We start from the raw sequence: 17,562 nt of genomic DNA, 5'->3' as shown, positions 1-17,562 counted from the left end.
GTCGAAGGCTTCTTCGGTGATGTCGAGCAGCTCGGCATCGCCGCCGGACAGGCTGACGCCGACATTGTTGTGCAGGATGTCGATGCAGCCCCAGCGGGCAAACGCATCCGCCACCATCGCCTTGATCTCGGCATTTCTGGTGACGTCGGCCTTGAAGGCTACCGCGGTGCCGCCTTTGGCCGCGATCATATCGACGGTTTCCTCGGCGGAGCCTAGGTTGTGATCGACGCACAGCACCTTGGCGCCCTCGCGCGCGAAGGTCAGCGCGGTGGCGCGGCCGTTGCCGATGCCTTCGCCCGGGCTCTGGCCGGCGCCGACCACGATGGCGACACGATCTTTCAGGCGCATTTCATTGCACTCCCGGAATCGGGTACTGTTTCAGTACCTCTTTGTAATGGGGTTCGTTGTCGATTCGCATCGTCGCGAGCACGCGCACGACCGCGCAGTAGAAGGCGATGGTGAGCACGAGATCGGTCATGTGCTCGCTGGAGAGTTGCCGCTTGATCTCGGCGAAGGTTGAATCCGACATCGCGAGCTCGCGCACCATTTCGCGTGCGCCCCTCAATATCGCCCTGGCGAGCGGTTCGAGTTTTGAGGGCTTGCCCTCGGTCTCGGCCATCATGCCCAGAATGTCCGCGTCGGTGACGCCGAACTCCTTGCCGATCCTCACGTGGTGGGTGAATTCGTACTCCGATTTCTCCAACCAGCCGACCTGCAGGATCGCCAGTTCGCGCAGCCGCGGATCGAGCTTGCTCTTGAATCGGATATAGCCGCCGATGCCGCTGAAGGCGCGCGCCATGTCCGGCGAGTTGACCAGAAGCTTGTGCAAATTGGTATTGCGCGCGAGCATGTCGCGATATTCGGGCGCGACCTGGTCGGCTTCGAGATAGGGCAGGCGGGCCATCTTGTTGTTTTCCTCGTGGCGCGGCGAGACCGCCAGCGTTTCAAAGACGCGGGGTTTCGGCAAGGGCCGCCGAAGGACACCGACTGCATCGAGATATGCTTTGCGGCCATGAATTCAGGCTGTCCATGCATAGCAAAATCGGTGCATTGTATCGCGAACAGGACCGGTTCGAATGACCGGCAAGGCGAGCGCGGCAGGGGAAGCGAACATGGCGTTGATGGAAGTTGGACTGGACGACAAGTATCGGCTGGACGCCAGGCGCATCTTCCTGTCCGGCACCCAGGCGCTGGTCCGGTTGCCGATGCTGCAGCGCGAACGCGATCGCGCGCAGGGGCTCAACACCGCGGGCTTCATCTCCGGCTATCGCGGCTCGCCGCTTGGCATGTACGACCACGCGCTGTGGCGCGCCAAATCCTTCCTTAAAGAACATGACATCGCTTTCGTGCCGGGCCTCAACGAAGACCTGGCGGCCACCGCGGTGTGGGGCAGCCAGCAGGTCGGGATGTTTCCCGGCGCCAAGGTCGATGGCGTGTTCGGCATCTGGTACGGCAAAGGACCCGGCGTCGACCGCTCGATGGATGCGCTCAAGCACGCCAACTCCGCGGGCACCTCGCCGAACGGCGGCGTGATCGCGCTCGCCGGCGACGATCATGGCTGCCAGTCCTCGACGCTCGCCCATCACAGCGAGCAGATGTTCGCCGCCGCGCTGATGCCGGTGGTCAATCCCGCCACGCTGCAGGATTATCTCGACCTCGGCATTTTGGGCTTTGCATTGTCGCGCTATTCCGGCTGCTGGGTCGGCTTCAAGGCGATTTCGGAGACGGTCGAAAGCTCGGCCTCGATCGTCAGCGATCCCGACCGCATCAAGATCATCATGCCCGACGATTTCGCGATGCCGCCGGGCGGTCTAGGGATCCGCTGGCCGGACGCGCCGCTGGAGCAGGAGCGAAGGCTGCATGGACCGAAGTTGGCCGCGGTCGCAGCCTTCTGCCGCGTCAACCGCTTCGATCGCATCGTGCTGGACTCAAGACCCGCGCGGCTTGGCATCATGGCGACCGGCAAGGCCTATCTCGATCTGCGGCAGGCGCTGGCCGACCTCGGCCTGTCAGACGCGGAAGCGCAGGCGCTGGGCCTGCGCCTCTACAAGGTCGCGCTGACCTGGCCACTGGAAGAGGCCGGCGCCCGCGATTTCGCCGAAGGGTTGCAGGACGTGCTGGTGGTCGAGGAGAAGCGCGGTTTTATCGAGGACCAGCTCAAGCGCATCCTCTACAATGTCGATGCGTCGAAGCGGCCCTCGGTGGTCGGCAAGCGCGACGAGACCGGCGCGACCCTGTTGCCGAGCGAGGGTGAGTTGACGCCGACCATGGTGGCGGCGGCCGTGGTGGCGCGGCTGCGCCGGCTCGGGCATCGCAGCCCCGCGCTCGAGCAGCGTCTGGCAAAACTCGAAGCCTTCGATCGTCCGGCCGAAGGCGTCGGCGCTGTCAAGCTGCAACGCACGCCGTATTTCTGCTCGGGCTGCCCGCACAACACCTCGACAAAAGTGCCCGAGGGCAGCCGCGCGATGGCCGGCATCGGCTGTCACGGCATGGCGCTTTGGGTGCCGAGCCGCCGCACCGCGACCATCTCGCATATGGGCGGAGAAGGCGTCGCCTGGATCGGGCAGGCGCCGTTCACCAGTGAACAGCACGTGTTCCAGAATCTCGGCGACGGCACCTACACCCATTCGGGCCTGCTGGCGCTGCGCGCCGCGGCCGCCGCCGGCGTCAACATCACCTACAAGATCCTCTACAACGACGCGGTGGCGATGACCGGCGGTCAGCCCGCCGAGGGCGGTCTGACGGTGTCGCAGATCGCCCACCAGGTGTCGGCCGAGGGGGCAAAGCGGCTCGCCATCGTCTCGGACGATCCCGAAAAATATCCGGGCAATTATTTTCCGCCCGCCGCCACCGTTCACCATCGCCGCGAGCTTGACGCCGTGCAGAGGGAATTGCGCGACGTCAAGGGTCTTTCGGTCCTGATCTACGACCAGACCTGCGCGGCGGAAAAACGCCGGCGGCGCAAGCGCGGCCTCTATCCGGATCCGCCGAAGCGCGTGTTCATCAACGAGCGCGTCTGCGAAGGCTGCGGCGACTGCTCGCAGGCCTCCAATTGCGTCTCGGTGCAGCCGCTGGAGACCGAGTTCGGCCGCAAGCGGCGGATCGACCAGTCGAATTGCAACAAGGACTTTTCCTGCATCGAGGGTTTTTGCCCGAGTTTTGTCACCGTGCATGGCGGCAAACTGCGGAAAGCCGATCGTACCGCGGCCGACCCCTCCGCGTTGTTCGCTGACCTGCCGCTGCCGAAGGCGCCGTCACTCGATGGTGACTACAATATCCTGGTCACCGGCATCGGCGGCACCGGCGTCATCACCATCGGCGCGCTGCTCGGCATGGCCGCCCATGTCGACGGCAAGGCCTGCTCGACCCTCGACTTCACCGGATTGTCGCAGAAGAACGGCGCGGTGATGAGCCATGTCCGCATCGCGCCGTCACCGGACGATCTCGCCAGCGTCCGTATCGCGCCCGGCGGCGCCAACCTCATTCTCGGTTGCGACATCGTCGTCGCCACCGGCATCCCGGCGCTGAGCCGGGCCGAGCGCGGCGTCACCCGCGCCATCGTCAACGCCGATCTGATGCCGACCGCGAGTTTCGTCATCAATCCCGACATCGATTTCGAAGCCGGTGCAATGCGCAACGCGCTGAACGAAGCGGTGAGCCCCGGCGACCTCGACATCCTCGACGCCACCGGCCTTGCCACCGCGCTGATGGGCGACAGCATCGCCACCAATTCCTTCATGCTCGGCTTCGCGTTCCAGCGCGGCGCACTGCCGCTGTCGCTGGAAGCGATCATGAAGGCGATCGAACTCAACGGCGCCGCGATCGAGATGAACAGGCTGGCATTTTCCTGGGGCCGGCTTGCCGCGCACGATCTGCCGCGCGTCGTCAGCGCGGCGCGCTTCAAGAACTCCGGATCAGTGCCGGCGAAGCGAACGCTGGACGAGATGGTCGCCTTCCGCGCCGATTTCCTGACCGGCTACCAGGACGAGGCCTATTCCAAACGCTACCTCGCCGATGTCGCCCGCGTTCGCGCCGCCGAGGCGGCGAGCGCGCCCGGATCGCACGAACTGGCCGAGGCGTTCGCAAAGGGCCTGTTCAAGCTGATGGCCTACAAGGACGAATATGAAGTGGCGCGGCTTTATTCCGACGGCGAGTTCGCCAGGGCGTTGAAGGAGCAGTTCGAGGGCGAGCCCGGCCTCAAGGTCAGCCTCGCGCCGCCGCTCTTCGCGCGCCGCGACAAGGTGACCGGGCATCTGCGCAAGCGCGAGTTCGGCGGCTGGATCCTTGGTGCGTTCGACATTCTGGCGCGGCTGAAATTCTTGCGCGGCACGGCGTTCGATCTGTTCGGCTATACCGTCGAGCGCAGGGCCGAGCGGGCGCTGCCGGGCGAATATGCGGCAATGATCTTCCGTCATCTTGATACGAACAAGCCGCTCGATTTGCCGCGGCTGGTGGCGCTGGCGAAATCGGCCGAGCTGGTGCGCGGCTACGGCCACATCAAGGAAGCCAATGTCGCGCGCTATCGCCAGGAATGCGCGCGCCTCGAAAGCGCGTTCGGGCAGCCGATCGCGCAAGCGGCGGAGTAACGCCCGCCGTATCGGCCGCGGAGGATTTCGTTCACGAAGGGCAAAATCAGGTGGTCCTCACTTCGCTTGCAGGAAATCAACGGCTGCACGGTAAAGCGCGCCGCGGCTTTGCTCGAGATGCATCAGATGCGTGGCCTTCGCGATCTTGATATCGCGCTTCTCCGGCGCCGAGGTCAGCACCGCCAGCAGCCACGCAGCGTCGGCGTCCTTGCACAGGCCGTCCCACTCACCGCGTATGATCGCAACCGGCGACGTGATCCGTGCGGGATCGTAGGCAAGGGTTCCGGACCACGCCGCCATGATGTCCGCAACCGGACCATTCGGCGTCTTCACCGATGGCGGCGTGCGCGTGCTGCTGGTGGGGTCCGATCTGAGATATTGCGCTGACCAGTCCGCGAAATGGCGGTCCAGCAGCACCGGAGGATGCCCCGCCGGCACGTCCTCGACAAAGCGCCTGTGCTGTTCCTCGATGGTAAGAAAACGCCACGGCCCCAGTGCCGGCACCTCCTTCATGATTTCGCGTCGCACGACCGGCGCGAAGAAAACAATTCGGTCGATCAACTCGGGATGTTGCGTGGCCAGCAAGCCCGTGGGCATGGTGCCCCAGGAATGCGCGATGATCGAGACACGGGCGGCGCCGGTATCTGCGAGAATCGAGCGGATGGCGCGTTCGATCTGAGCCGCCGCCGCAGGTGCGCGGCCAAGGGGGTCGCCCGTCATTGGAGCCGGCTGCGCCATCTCCGGATAGGGCTCGGATTCGCCGAACCCGGCGAAATCCAGTGCCCAAACCGAGCGGCCCTCGCTATTCAGCTCAATGGCCCAGGACACACCGTCGAACCTGAACATCATTGAATTTGCAGAGCCGAAGGTTGCGCCGTGGACGTAGAGAACGGGGCGATTGCGATCGGCGCCGGCGGGCGTTTGTTCCCGCAACAGTAGCGCCGGTTGCCACGAATTGGCCGCCGTAGCAGCCGTTCCCGGCAGTGTAACCGTTCGGGTCTGTGCGCGCGCCATATCATATCCTCCGGTGACCAGCAGCCCGAAAAAAATTGCGATACGTTTTATTATCGTGACTTATGGTGGTGTACCGTGGCTGATAGAGCAGTCCATTCAATGAATGCTTCGATGAGCATCGAAGCATGCGGGAGCGTACCTCTGGCGGCCTTGCAGTGGTGCACCGTCGCGGTGGCGTTGAGAGTTATCTACCTGTCGTAAAACCTTCGACCAGCGGTCAAGTTGAGCGGGCAACCTTCGCCGTGATTCGGCGAAGGCGGCTCCATGACGATTTCAATACCCGCGAAGCAAGGGCTGACCCGGCCCTATCTCGGCCGCGCCGCGGATCATCCCCACATCACCTGCGGCGTTCAGTCGGGCGACGTCTCGACGGATTCCGCAGTGATATGGGCAAGGGCCGACCGGCCGGCCTGAATGCAGGTGGATTGTTCCACCTTCGAAAGTTTTGCAAGCCTCATTCGATCGGCCTCGGCCGACGCACTGCCGGACAGCGACTTCACCGCAAAACTGCTGCTTGAAGATCTGCCGCCCGGTCAGGATATTTTCTACCGCGTGCGGTTCGATGGCATCGGCGAGAGCAACCTCGCCGGCCCCCCGTTTCGGTCTGCAATTCTTCGGCTGGGTCGATATCGACGGCAAAACCGAAGTCATGACCGTGACCCTGAAGGACGTCGACAACCGCGACCTGTGGTCGGTCGGCATCGAGCCGCGGCCGGACGCGCGGCCCGGCCAGATCATGGCGCAGTATATCTGATCGGGATGTCGCGGCTGTGGTCGCAACATCCATATGGCAGCCATGCCGATCCCGCCTTGCCCTGCGGGGCGCTTTGCGGGCAAACTGGCTTACGGCGGCCCCGCCGTTACCTTGCATCCCTCACACGTTGTTGACGCGACGCCGCCGGCGTTTCGCCTGGCCTGTCCCTTCAGGAATCATCATGGAACATCTGCAAACCCAGGGCATCAGCCTGCCCAGGCTCGGGCTCGGCACCTTCCGTCTGCAGGGCGATGCGTGCCGCGTGGCGGTCGAGAGCGCGCTTTCGCTCGGCTACCGCCATCTCGACACCGCGGAAATGTATGGCAACGAGGAGCCGATTGGCGCAGCCATCGCCGCCGCTGGCGTCGCCCGCCAGGATCTGCATGTCACGACAAAGGTCTGGCACGAGAATCTGGCGCCGGATGCGATCCGCCGGGCGTTCGACACCAGCCTGAAAAAATTGAAGCTCGATCATGTCGATCTCTATCTGGTGCATTGGCCTTCGCGAAACATGAACCTGCCGGCGATTTTCGAAACGCTGATGAAGCTGAAAGGCGAGGGCCGCACCCGCGCCATCGGGGTCGCCAATTTCACCACCGCGTTGCTGAAAACCGTGGTGGAGGAGATCAGGGCCCCGATCGCCTGCAACCAGATCGAATATCACGTCATGCTCGACCAGACGCCTGTCCGCGAATATCTCGCGGCAAAATCGATCCCGCTGGTGGCCTATTGCCCGCTGGCGCAGGGCCGGGTGGCGACCGACGAGGTACTGACGAAGATCGGCAGGAAGCACCATGCGAGCGCGGCGCAGGTGGCGCTGAAATGGCTGCTCGATCAGGATGGCGTCGCCGCCATTCCGAAGGCGTCGCGCCCCGAGAGCCAGCAAGCCAATCTCGACGCGCTGAAGGTGACGCTCGATGACGAGGACCGCAAGGCGATCGCGGCCTTGCCGAAGGACACGCGCTGCGTCAATCCCGGTTTCGCGCCGGCGTGGGATTAGGGCAATGTCGCCATCCCGAAGGCGCGGGCCTCGACGGAACCCAGGTGCAGCTTCGAATATCCGATACCGGGTGCCAGGGGGCCAGAAGCTACCGGGGCATTGCGGTTGGCCACCCGATGATCCAGGTCAGGACCGGAAAAGGCGTGAAGAACTGCAAAAAAACAGCGCCGGTCAGGAGCATCGCGCCGTAGAAGAATACGCCGCGCAGCATGCGATGCGCCAGCGCGGGGTACGGCGGTTTATTATTGGCCGGCCACGCAAACAACTCCTCCCATTCCCGCTGCGGGACATTGGCCGGCCTGATTCTCTCGAGCGGCACCCACGCGCGATAGGCCCTGATGCCGCGCTCTCGCGCAATGGCACTTCTCAAGTACAGCAAGTTCTTCCGTCCTGCCAGATCAACCGCGGCGTTCATGAGGAGGCGTGCGAGGAACAGAAGCAATGAGCCGGCAAGGTAGACATACGCGATCATGAAGCCTGATATGAGCCAGGATTTGGTGAAGGATTTTACGGTAAAAATCGCCGAGAATAATTGCACCGTAGCGTCGACGAGTTTGTCCAGGGCGTCGAAGAGTTGGCCGAAGATCGACCCATCTTCGGCAGCTTGCAGCCACAGAATGACGCCGATCACGACAGCGAACTGCACCAGGGGAAATCTCACGATGCTTCGTATCGGCGCCAGAACAAGCTTGATCATGCGGCGGGAGCTCCCGGCAGCGGCTCAACGGAAGTTGGTGGAAACAGACACATTGAGACTCTCGGCGGGGGTGGGCGCCGTCCCGCCTGGTTCGAGCTGATCGAAGCTTAGCGCGTCGATTTCGGCGCAATTGCGCCGGCGCTTGTTGCCGACGGCTTGCGCAAAGCCGGGACCCGGCGCATCATTGCCCGATAAAAACCATATCAGGGGGAGCGCTGCCATGATCGGACTATCACGCCGTCATTTTCTTGGCCTCGCAGGATCGGCCGCGGCCGCCGCATGGAGCGGGCGCGCCGATGCCGCGATGGGGCCGAACGACAAGTTCGACCTCGTGATCAAGGGGGGCGACGTGCTCGATCCCGGCCAGTCGCTGCGCGGCAGGCGCGACATCGGCATTCGCTGGGGCATGATCGAGGCGATCGAGGCGGAGATTCCCCCCGCACGGGCGTCGAAGACCATCGACGCCACGGGCAGGCTGGTGACGCCCGGGCTGATCGACCTTCACTCGCATGTGTACCCTTACGGCTCGGCGATCGGGATTCCCGCCGACGAGCTGGCCCAGTTCCAGTGCACGACCACGATGGTTTCGGCAGGCGATGCCGGGGTCAACAACCTCGCGGCGCTGCGCCGCTATATCGTGGCGCAGTCGCGGACGCGGATCTATGCCTTCGTCCACATCGCCAACAACGGCCTGTCGGCGTTCCCCGTCGCCGAGCTCTACAATATCGACAACGCCCAGGTCGAAGCCTGCGCCATGGCGCTCGCCGAAAACCAGGATTTTCTGATCGGCGTCAAGGTGCGGATGTCGGAGAACGTGATCTACAAGCATGGGCTGGAGCCGCTGAAGCGCGGCATCCAGGCCTGCGAGATGTGCGGCTGGCCGGCAAAAATGATGGTGCATATCGGCGGCGTCGAGACCAGGGAGCTGATGTCGCAGATTCTCGATCTGCTGCGGCCCGGCGACGTGCTGACCCATTCCTATTCGGGCTTTCCCAACAACGCCGGCGTCCCCACCAACATCGTGCAGGACGGCAAGCTGTTGCCGGCGGCGCTCGCCGCCAAGCAGCGCGGCGTGATGTTCGACGTCGGCCATGGCGGCGGCAGCTTTGACTTTACGGTCGCTGAAGTCGCCATTCCCGGCGGTTGCGGGCCTGATACGATCTCGTCCGACATCCACGTGTTCTCGGGCAATTCGCCCGGCATGCCCTATCTGCCGAACGTGATGAGCAAGTTCATGGCGCTCGGCCTTTCGCTGGAGCAGGTGGTGGCGATGGCGACCGCGGCGCCGGCGAAGATCATCAACCGGGCGCCGAAGATCGGCACCCTGCAGGTCGGCGCCCCCGGCGACGTCGCCATCATGGAAGTGGTGGAGGGACCGGTCTCCTTCGTCGATACCCGCAACAACAAGCGCGACGGCAAAATCCTGCTGAAGCCGGTGCAGACCGTGATCAACGGCGTGCCGTTCGGCAGGCCGTACCAAGCGCCGTTCGCGGTGAGGTAGCCGCGCCCGTGTGATAAGAAAGTCCGGATTTGCCTCTTCGCTAACGCACCTCGCGATGATGGGGTCTATCGCGTCGCGCGCTCCACATTCGCGCTCCGTGCCGGCACGCCGAATTCCCGGCGGCAGACATCGGCGAGCACCGCGACGCCTTCGCGGATCTGCTCGTGCGAGGGGCTGGCGAAGCACAGCCGCAACCGGCTGCCGGCGTAGACCTTGTTGGTGGACCATTCCGGCCCCGGATTGATCGCGACACCCGCGGCAAGCGCCGCCTGATAGAGTTTGAGCGTATCGACATCGTCGGGCAGCTTGACCCACAGGAAGATACCGCCTTTGGGCTCCTCGAACTCGGCCGCCGTGCCGAAATGTTCGTTGAGCGCCTCCATCAGCGTGTCGAGCTTGGCGCGCAGGCCGCGCGTCAGCTTCGGCACGTGGGCAGCGAAATGCGGCGCGCAATATTCCGCCAGCACCATCTGCTCCAGCGCGCCGCTCCCGGCGTCGGTCTTCAGCGCCAGCATGCGCGACAGCATCTGCCAGGGCGCGACGATGAAGCCGACCCGCAACGCGGGCGCGATCGATTTGGAGAACGAGCCGATGTGGATCACGCCGTTGTTCCTGCTCATCGCATGGATCGCGGGCGGGCGGGCTCCGGACCAGATCAGATCCGCGTAGCAATCGTCCTCGAAAACCGGCACGCCATATTGCTGCGACAGTTTCAGCATCTCCGCGCGCCTGGTCTCGGGCATGATGGTGCCGGTCGGATTCTGCACCGTCGGGATGGTGTAGATGTATTTCGGCGTGATGCCGCGCCGCTTGTGGTCGGCGAGCGCCGCTGCCAGCGCGTCCATCCGCATGCCGTCTTCGTCGAGGGCAATGCCGACGGCGTTGACGCCGAGCCGCGTCAGCCGGTTCAACGCGCCCTGATAGGTCTCCTGCTCGACCAGCACGCTATCGCCGCGCGCCAGCAGGGTCGCGTTGACGAGGTCGAGCGCCTGCAGCGAGCCGGAGACGATCAGGATATCGTCCGCGGTGCAGTCGATGCCGGCGTCGCGCCTGAGTTTTGTGGTGAGGAATTCGCGCAACGGGCGATAGCCCTGCGGGCCGCTGGCGAGGCCGTAAGTCGCGAGCGACTTGCCCTCGCGCTTCAACACCGCATTGACCGCCTCGATCAGGCCGTCGACCGGAACCTGGTCGGGATCGTTGTTGCCGCCGACAAAGCTGTATTTCGCCAGACCCGTCCATTTCGCCGCCGGCGCCGGCAGTCCGGCCGGCAGCAGGGGGGCGAAATCGAATGGCGCCGAGGTGGACATGGACATTCACTCCCGTGTTGTTTTTCGCCGGGAAGCCGCTGACCCGGCTTTCCCCATCCCTTGCACCGGCGCGTTCTCGATACCACCTTATCCGTTCGCCTGCGCGGCTGTCAGCCGGCATTTTCCGGGCGCGGCCGACACTGATCCGTCCCATCGCCGCAGGACACCCTCCGGTAACCCGCCAGCGATGTTCTGCCCTGCGCATTGATGCTGGCGCGCGGTTCGGAGTCCGGCTAATCCACTGCTCTGCATCAGGCGAGACCGCAAGAAATGGCCGATACGATCCAGGAAGTTCTGCATGCCTTTGCCAAGGGCGAACTTGTTGTCGTCACCGATGATGACGACCGGGAAGGCGAGGGCGATCTGATCGTCGCGGCGTCGCTGTGCACGGCCGAGAAGATGGCGTTCATCATCCGCCATACCTCGGGCATCGTCTGCGCGCCGATCACGACCGAGGATGCCCGCCGGCTGCGGCTCGATCCGATGGTGGCGCATAACGAGTCCAATCATACCACGGCCTTCACGGTTTCGGTCGACTACAAGCCCGATGGCGGCACCGGCATCTCGGCCGAGGAACGCGCGTCCTGCTGCCGCGCGCTCGCCAATCCCAATGCCGGCGCCAATGATTTTGCAAGGCCCGGCCACATCTTCCCGCTGATCGCGCGCGACGGCGGCGTACTGCTGCGCTCCGGTCATACCGAGGCGGCGGTCGATCTCTGCAAGCTGAGCGGCCTGCCGCCGGTCGGCGTCATCAGCGAATTGATGAACGACGACGGCACCGTGATGAAGGGCGAGCAGGTCGCCCGCTTCGCCGCCGCCCACAAGCTCAAGCATGTCACGATCGCCGACATGATCGCCTATCGCCAGGCCCGCGAGAAGCTGATCGAGCGGGTGGCGACCTTTACGACGGAAAGCCCGATCGGACCGCTGAAGGGCTATGCCTATCGATCGCCGTTCGACGAGATTGCGCACGCTGCCTTCGTCTATAACGGCGTCGGCGACGGCAAGAACGTGCTGACGCGGCTGCACAAGCCCAATATCGTCAAGGACCTCTTCACCGGCCAGGCGCGCATGCAGGTGGTGCTGCGGCATTTCAGGGATGCCGGCCGCGGCGTGCTGGTCTATCTGCGCGATGGCGCCGCCGGAGTTCCGGTCGAGCCGGTCGGCGAGCCGAAGTCCGCGGAGGCCGATCGCAACCGGCAATGGCGCGAGGTCGGCGTCGGCGCGCAGATTCTGCGCGATCTCGGCATCACCTCGATCCGGCACCTGACGTCATCGGTGCACGACTACAAGGGGCTGTCCGGCTTCGGCATCGAGATCGTTTCCAACGAACGTCTCGAAGACTAGACACCCTCATTTTTCGGGTTGGCGCCGGTGCGCGCCCCGGAATGACGTCGACGCAAGAACCATCCAATTCAATTGCGCTTGAGCCGATAGCGCTCTAATTTAACAGGCAATTCCGCGATTGACGCGATACGAAAGGATTTCTCATGAGCGTGCGCCCCCAGACCAAGGACAAACCGGCGGCGGCTGGTTTCCAGTGGGACGATCCGTTCCTGCTCGACGAGCAGCTCACCGAAGACGAGCGCATGATCCGCGACACCGCGCGCGCCTATGCGCAGGACAAGCTCTTGCCGCGGGTCGCCAAGGCCTATCTCGAGGAAAAGACCGACCGCGAGATATTCAACGAGATGGGCGAACTCGGCCTGATCGGCATCACGCTGCCGGAGGAATATGGCTGCGCCAATGCCAGCTACGTCGCCTATGGCCTCGTCGCGCGCGAGATCGAACGCGTCGACTCCGGTTACCGCTCGATGAACTCGGTGCAGTCGTCGCTGGTGATGCACCCGATCTACGCCTATGGCGACGAGAACCAGCGCAAGAAATATCTGCCGAGGCTCGCTACCGGCGAGTGGGTCGGCTGCTTCGGCCTGACCGAGCCGGATGCCGGCTCCGATCCCGGCGGCATGAAGACCCGCGCCGAAAAGGTTTCCGACGGTTACCGGCTGACCGGCAGCAAGATGTGGATATCGAACGCCCCGATCGCCGACGTGTTCGTGGTGTGGGCGAAATCGGCCGAGCATAACAACCAGATCCGCGGCTTCATCCTCGAGAAGGGCATGAAGGGCCTGTCGGCGCCGAAGATCGGCGGCAAGCTCTCCTTGCGCGCCTCCGTCACCGGCGAGATCGTGATGGACGGCGTGGTGGTGCCGGAAAGCGCGCTGCTGCCCAACGTCTCCGGCCTTAAAGGGCCGTTCGGCTGCCTCAACCGCGCCCGCTACGGCATTTCCTGGGGCGCGATGGGCGCCGCCGAGGACTGCATGCATCGCGCACGGCAGTACACGCTCGACCGCAAGCAGTTCAAGCGGCCCCTGGCGGCGACGCAACTGGTGCAGAAGAAGCTCGCGGACATGCAGACGGAGATTGCGCTCGGCCTGCAGGGGAGCCTGCGCGTCGGCCGCCTGATGGACGAAGGCAAGATGGCGCCGGAGATGATCTCGATCGTCAAGCGCAACAATTGCGGCAAGGCACTCGACATCGCGCGCATGGCGCGCGACATGCACGGCGGCAACGGCATCCAGATCGAATATCACGTGATGCGCCATGCCGCCAATCTGGAAACCGTGAACACCTATGAGGGCACCCACGACGTCCACGCGCTGATCCTCGGCCGCGCGATCACCGGCATCCAGGCGTTTTCGTGAGGCGCGCGATATCGACCGCGTAGGATGGGTAGAGCGCTAGCGAAACCCATCGTCACGGTTCGCCGTGCGTTGCGTTGATGGGTTTCGCCAGTGCTCAACCCATCCTACGGGACCGCAACACAGGCATCCCCCATGACCGATAACGAAGACATCCCGTTCAACCGCGACTTTCCGCTCAGGCCCGGCGTGGCCGAGGAAGCTCGTCCCGGCGTGCGGCGAATTCTCTGCGACAATCCGAGCCCGTTCACCTTCACCGGCACGGTCAGCTACATCGTCGGCCGAGGCAAGGTCGCGATCATCGATCCCGGTCCGGACGACGAAGCGCACGCGAGGGCCGTGCTCGACGCCGTGCGCCATGAGACCGTGACGCACATCCTGGTCACCCATACCCATCGCGACCACTCGCCGAACACCGCGCGGATCAAGGCGGCCACCGGCGCCCCGGTCTATGCCGAGGGCCCGCACCGCGCCTCGCGGCCGCGCTTCGAGAGCGAGAAACACAGCCCGGAATCCGGCGCCGACCGCGACTTCAGGCCGGATGTCGAGGTGAAAGACGGCGACATGATCGAAGGTTCTGGATGGGCGCTGGAAGCGGTGGCGACGCCCGGCCACACCGCCAATCACCTGGCGTTCGCGTGGGCCGAGCGAAAGATCAGCTTCGTCGGCGATCACGTGATGGGCTGGTCGACCTCGATCGTGGCGCCGCCGGACGGGTCGATGATCGACTACATGGCCTCGCTCGAACGGCTTTCGCGGCGACCTGAGAACTTGTACTTCTCCGGCCACGGACCGGAAATTTTGGATGGACCGCGTTACGTCCGTTTCCTGACCCGGCATCGCAAGGCCCGCGAAGCCTCGATCCTGCATCGCCTCGCCAAGGGCGAGGCTGATATTCCGACCATGGTGCGCGCGATCTATATCGGCATCGACCCGCGGCTGACCGCGGCCGCCGGCTATTCCGTGCTGGCGCATCTGGAGGATCTGGTCGCGCGCGGGATTGTGGCGACCGACGGCGATCCGGTGATCGGAGGGAGCTACCGGTTGGCGAATGGCGAATAGGGAGGGCAAGTTCAGCATACGCCGCTCTGCTTTTCCATTCGCTACTCGCCATTCGCTACTCGCCTCTTCACCTCGCCCCCTCACTTCTTCCCTGCCTTGGCCTGAACCTTGGCCGGCGCCTGCGGCTTCTTGACCGCTGGCTTGGCGTTGGCGTTATCGACCGCGGTATTGAGGTCCTCGATCAGCCTGGAGACGCGCGCGGCGTTGCTGCCGAGATCGTTGTCGAAATAGCGCGACGCCGAGCGGATATCGACGCGCGAATCCTCGCCATCGGGCGTGATGCGGATCGAGATATCCTCGCGGAATCCCATGATCGGCGTCCGCGCCACCGCCTCGATCCGGCCGATGCGGCGGGGGAGCTGCGGCGGACGTTCGTCGATCACGAGCCATTTGCGCTTCGTCACCAGTTGCAGCGCCACCTCGTAGGCCCGTTGCACCGGCACTTCCAGCTCCACGGTCTCGATTTCGGGATAGGCCAGCCGCTGCTGCTCGGCGGAATAAAGCCCGGCGTAGACCGCGGAATTGGTGCCCTCGCCGGTGCGCAGCCGCGCCAGCGCCTCGAAGCGCGGCGGATCGATCGGATCGGTGGTGACGTCGTAGATCGGCGGCAGCTTGCGATATTGCAGGCCGAGATAGGCCGGATAGGCGAGCACGACCGCGTCGATCAGGAGCGCCAGCAGGACGCGGCCCATGCCGCGCGAGCCGTTCTGCCAGATCGCCGCGAAGGCGGCGAGGCCGACAAGAATGGAAAGCCCGGCGCAGGCCAGCGCGCCGAAGAACGTCGCCAGTGCCGGCTTCATTTCCAGGATGCCGAAGCGGACGATGAGGATTGAAACCAGCACCGCGACCACGGAGAAGATCGCGAGGTTGCGCGCCCAGGTCGCGAGGCTGGACACGGGCTCCGACTGGTAGGGAGCGGAAAACCTGCGGGCCATCGGTTAAAAAATCTGCCGGGTTGGAACTCTGCCGGGCCAACAATGCCGGACTGCTGGCCCGTTTGAGACCACGGACCTGCGGCAAATTCAAGGGTGGATTGACGGACGGGCGTCTTCCGGCAGGCGCGTCTTTTCCCTTCCTGTGTTCCCGGTCGCTCAAAAATCCTAGGCCGCCGCGTTCGGAAAACTGTAGCTCTTGAACTGCTCGCGCAGCGCGGTCTTCAGGATTTTTCCGGTCGCGGTGTGGGGAATGCCGTCGACGAAGGCGACGTCATCGGGCATCCACCATTTCGCGATCTTGCCGTCCATGTATTTCAGGATCTCCTCGCGCGTGGCCTTCTGGTCAGCCTTGAGCTGCACGATCAGAAGCGGTCGCTCGTCCCATTTGGGATGATGGATGCCGATCACCGCCGCTTCCGCGACCGCGGGATGGCCGACCGCGAGATTTTCCAGGTCGATCGATGAAATCCATTCGCCGCCGGACTTGATCACGTCCTTGGAGCGATCGGTGATCCGCATATAGCCGTGCGCGTCGATGGTCGCGACGTCGCCGGTGTCGAAATAGCCGTCCTCGTCGAGGATGTTGGTGTCGATGCGGAAATAGGCTTTCGCGACCGCGGGTCCGCTCACCTTGAGGCGGCCGAAGGTCTTGCCGTCCCATGGCAGTTCCTTGCCGGCGTCGTCTTTGATCTTCATCTGGACGCCGAACGGCGGGTAGCCCTGGGTTTGCAGGATATCGAGCCGCGCGTCGCCGGTGAGGTTGGCGAAGGGAGGTTTCAGCGCGGCGAGCGTGCCGATCGGGCTCATCTCGGTCATGCCCCAGGCGTGGCGCACCTGCACGCCCATGTCGACGAACGACTTGATCATCGAGCGCGGCATCGCCGAGCCGCCGCACACCACCATTCGCAGGTGCGGCAGTTTCAGGCCGTTGGCGGCCATGTGATTGAGCAGCATCAGCCACACCGTCGGCACGCCGGCGGTATGCGTCACCTTCTCGGTGTCGAGCAGCTCATAGACCGATGCGCCATCGAGCTTCGGGCCGGGCATCACGAGCTTGGTGCCCATCGACGGCGCCGAGAACGCGATGCCCCAGCTATTGGCGTGGAACAGCGGAACCACCGGCAGCATGGTGTCGGCGGCGTTGGCGCCAAGCGAGTCGCCGGTGTTGGCCATCAAGGCGTGCAGCACGTTGGAGCGGTGCGAATACAATACGCCCTTGGGATCGCCGGTGGTCCCCGAGGTGTAGCACATCGCAGCGGCGGTATTCTCGTCGAACGTCTTCCACTGGAACTTGCCGTCGGCTTCGGCGATCCAGTCCTCATAGGCGACCGCGTTCTTCAGCGTGGTCTGCGGCATATGCGCCTTGTCGGTCAGGACGACGAAGCGTTCGACGCCTGGAAGCTTGTCGGCGATCTTTTCCAGGATCGGCACGAAGGTGGTATCGACCATCACGACGCGATCCCCGGCGTGGTTGACGATCCAGGCGATCTGTTCGGGGAACAGCCGCGGATTGACGGTATGGCAGATCGCGCCGATGCCCATGATGCCGTACCAGACTTCAAGGTGGCGCCAGGTGTTCCATGCGATGGTGGCGACGCGGTCGCCGAGTTTGACGCCGTCGCGCTCGAGCCGCTGCGAGACTCTCAATGCGCGTGCGTGAATTTCGGCGTAATTGGTGCGATGAATGGGGCCTTCGACCGACCGGGTGACGACCTCTTGCGAGCCGTGATAGGCCGCGGCGTGCTCGATAATCCGGTGACACAACAAAGGCCAGTCTTGCATCAAACCAAGCATACGAAAGTCCCTCCCGGTTCTCATTGCCTCGCGCATCACCGGCCCATGCGTGAACGGCCCGGCGACAGATCGTGGAATTGACATGAACTCTAGCGCGGAGAAAGCAAGTCGAAAATGGGCTTATGGCGTCCCTGGCCGCGGCGAGGCGGCCATGGTTACCGCCGCCGCCGTGTTATTGCTGCTTGGCGCGCAGGCTGGGCCGGCTTGGGC

General features: G+C 64.2%; 16 protein-coding genes and 1 pseudogene. 9 read left to right on the top strand and 8 right to left on the bottom strand.

Annotation, left to right across the window (positions count from 1 at the left end):
• Together WCE35_RS21620 and WCE35_RS21615 are read right to left on the bottom strand one after the other, a co-directional pair.
• On the bottom strand, positions 1–348 hold a 348-nt coding region (locus WCE35_RS21620; protein WP_424595352.1), incomplete at its 3' end, for an SDR family NAD(P)-dependent oxidoreductase.
• Between the two features lies 1 nt (position 349).
• Entirely contained in the window at positions 350–967 is a 618-nt protein-coding gene (locus WCE35_RS21615; protein ID WP_424595351.1) for a carboxymuconolactone decarboxylase family protein, read from the bottom strand.
• A gap of 109 nt (positions 968–1,076) precedes the next feature.
• Between WCE35_RS21615 and WCE35_RS21610 the strand changes: the two genes are divergently transcribed.
• Positions 1,077–4,586: an indolepyruvate ferredoxin oxidoreductase family protein gene (locus WCE35_RS21610; protein WP_424595350.1), complete on the top strand. Its 3,510-nt coding sequence runs from the start codon at positions 1,077–1,079 to the stop codon at positions 4,584–4,586.
• A 57-nt stretch (positions 4,587–4,643) separates the two neighbouring features.
• Here the strand turns inward: WCE35_RS21610 and WCE35_RS21605 are convergent, their stop codons facing one another.
• On the bottom strand, positions 4,644–5,600 hold the full coding sequence (locus tag WCE35_RS21605) for an alpha/beta fold hydrolase (protein ID WP_424595349.1): 957 nt from the start codon (positions 5,598–5,600) through the stop codon (positions 4,644–4,646).
• Positions 5,601–5,864: 264 nt separating this feature from the next.
• On the opposite strand from WCE35_RS21605, the gene WCE35_RS21600 reads away from it, so the two are divergent.
• From WCE35_RS21600 to WCE35_RS21585, 4 genes and pseudogenes are all read left to right on the top strand, one after another.
• Complete coding sequence (locus WCE35_RS21600; RefSeq protein ID WP_424595348.1) at positions 5,865–6,014, top strand: hypothetical protein; 150 nt, start codon at positions 5,865–5,867, stop codon at positions 6,012–6,014.
• Positions 6,015–6,113 (top strand): annotated as a pseudogene (locus WCE35_RS21595) (hypothetical protein); the annotation flags it as partial.
• Between the two features lie 49 nt (positions 6,114–6,162).
• Complete coding sequence (locus tag WCE35_RS21590; protein WP_424595353.1) at positions 6,163–6,354, top strand: hypothetical protein; 192 nt, start codon at positions 6,163–6,165, stop codon at positions 6,352–6,354.
• 181 nt (positions 6,355–6,535) lie between these two features.
• A complete protein-coding gene (locus WCE35_RS21585; protein WP_424595347.1) occupies positions 6,536–7,354 on the top strand; it encodes an aldo/keto reductase in 819 nt (272 codons plus the stop codon).
• An 88-nt stretch (positions 7,355–7,442) separates the two neighbouring features.
• Here the strand turns inward: WCE35_RS21585 and WCE35_RS21580 are convergent, their stop codons facing one another.
• A complete protein-coding gene (locus tag WCE35_RS21580) occupies positions 7,443–8,051 on the bottom strand; it encodes a hypothetical protein (protein ID WP_424595346.1) in 609 nt (202 codons plus the stop codon).
• 24 nt (positions 8,052–8,075) lie between these two features.
• Entirely contained in the window at positions 8,076–8,273 is a 198-nt protein-coding gene (locus WCE35_RS21575; protein WP_424595345.1) for a hypothetical protein, read from the bottom strand.
• On the opposite strand from WCE35_RS21575, the gene WCE35_RS21570 reads away from it, so the two are divergent.
• Complete coding sequence (locus WCE35_RS21570) at positions 8,272–9,552, top strand: amidohydrolase family protein (protein WP_424595344.1); 1,281 nt, start codon at positions 8,272–8,274, stop codon at positions 9,550–9,552. The two genes, WCE35_RS21575 and WCE35_RS21570, sit on opposite strands and share 2 nt — an antisense overlap.
• Positions 9,553–9,617: 65 nt before the next feature.
• Here the strand turns inward: WCE35_RS21570 and WCE35_RS21565 are convergent, their stop codons facing one another.
• The gene (locus tag WCE35_RS21565; protein WP_424595343.1) at positions 9,618–10,859 is read right to left on the bottom strand and encodes a PLP-dependent aminotransferase family protein; all 1,242 of its coding nucleotides are present in this window, start codon (positions 10,857–10,859) and stop codon (positions 9,618–9,620) included.
• Between the two features lie 270 nt (positions 10,860–11,129).
• On the opposite strand from WCE35_RS21565, the gene ribB reads away from it, so the two are divergent.
• From ribB to WCE35_RS21550, 3 genes are all read left to right on the top strand, one after another.
• The gene (ribB, locus tag WCE35_RS21560) at positions 11,130–12,206 is read left to right on the top strand and encodes a 3,4-dihydroxy-2-butanone-4-phosphate synthase (RefSeq protein ID WP_424595342.1); all 1,077 of its coding nucleotides are present in this window, start codon (positions 11,130–11,132) and stop codon (positions 12,204–12,206) included.
• A 143-nt stretch (positions 12,207–12,349) separates the two neighbouring features.
• Positions 12,350–13,564: an acyl-CoA dehydrogenase gene (locus WCE35_RS21555; RefSeq protein ID WP_424595341.1), complete on the top strand. Its 1,215-nt coding sequence runs from the start codon at positions 12,350–12,352 to the stop codon at positions 13,562–13,564.
• A 132-nt stretch (positions 13,565–13,696) separates the two neighbouring features.
• Positions 13,697–14,623 carry an MBL fold metallo-hydrolase gene (locus tag WCE35_RS21550; RefSeq protein ID WP_424595340.1) on the top strand — a complete coding sequence of 309 codons (927 nt, stop codon included), beginning with the start codon at positions 13,697–13,699 and terminating at the stop codon, positions 14,621–14,623.
• Between the two features lie 80 nt (positions 14,624–14,703).
• Here the strand turns inward: WCE35_RS21550 and WCE35_RS21545 are convergent, their stop codons facing one another.
• Positions 14,704–15,558, bottom strand: coding sequence for a DUF1499 domain-containing protein (locus WCE35_RS21545; RefSeq protein WP_424595339.1), 855 nt, complete (start codon positions 15,556–15,558; stop codon positions 14,704–14,706).
• Between the two features lie 165 nt (positions 15,559–15,723).
• Entirely contained in the window at positions 15,724–17,352 is a 1,629-nt protein-coding gene (locus tag WCE35_RS21540; RefSeq protein ID WP_424595338.1) for a fatty-acid--CoA ligase, read from the bottom strand.
• Positions 17,353–17,562 lie beyond the last annotated feature (210 nt).

Source organism: Bradyrhizobium sp. (genome assembly GCF_049691595.1).
Taxonomy (GTDB): Bacteria; Pseudomonadota; Alphaproteobacteria; order Rhizobiales; family Xanthobacteraceae; genus Bradyrhizobium.
The sequence above is the reverse complement of the archived record's forward strand: the minus strand, read 5'-3'. Positions and strand labels throughout refer to the sequence as shown.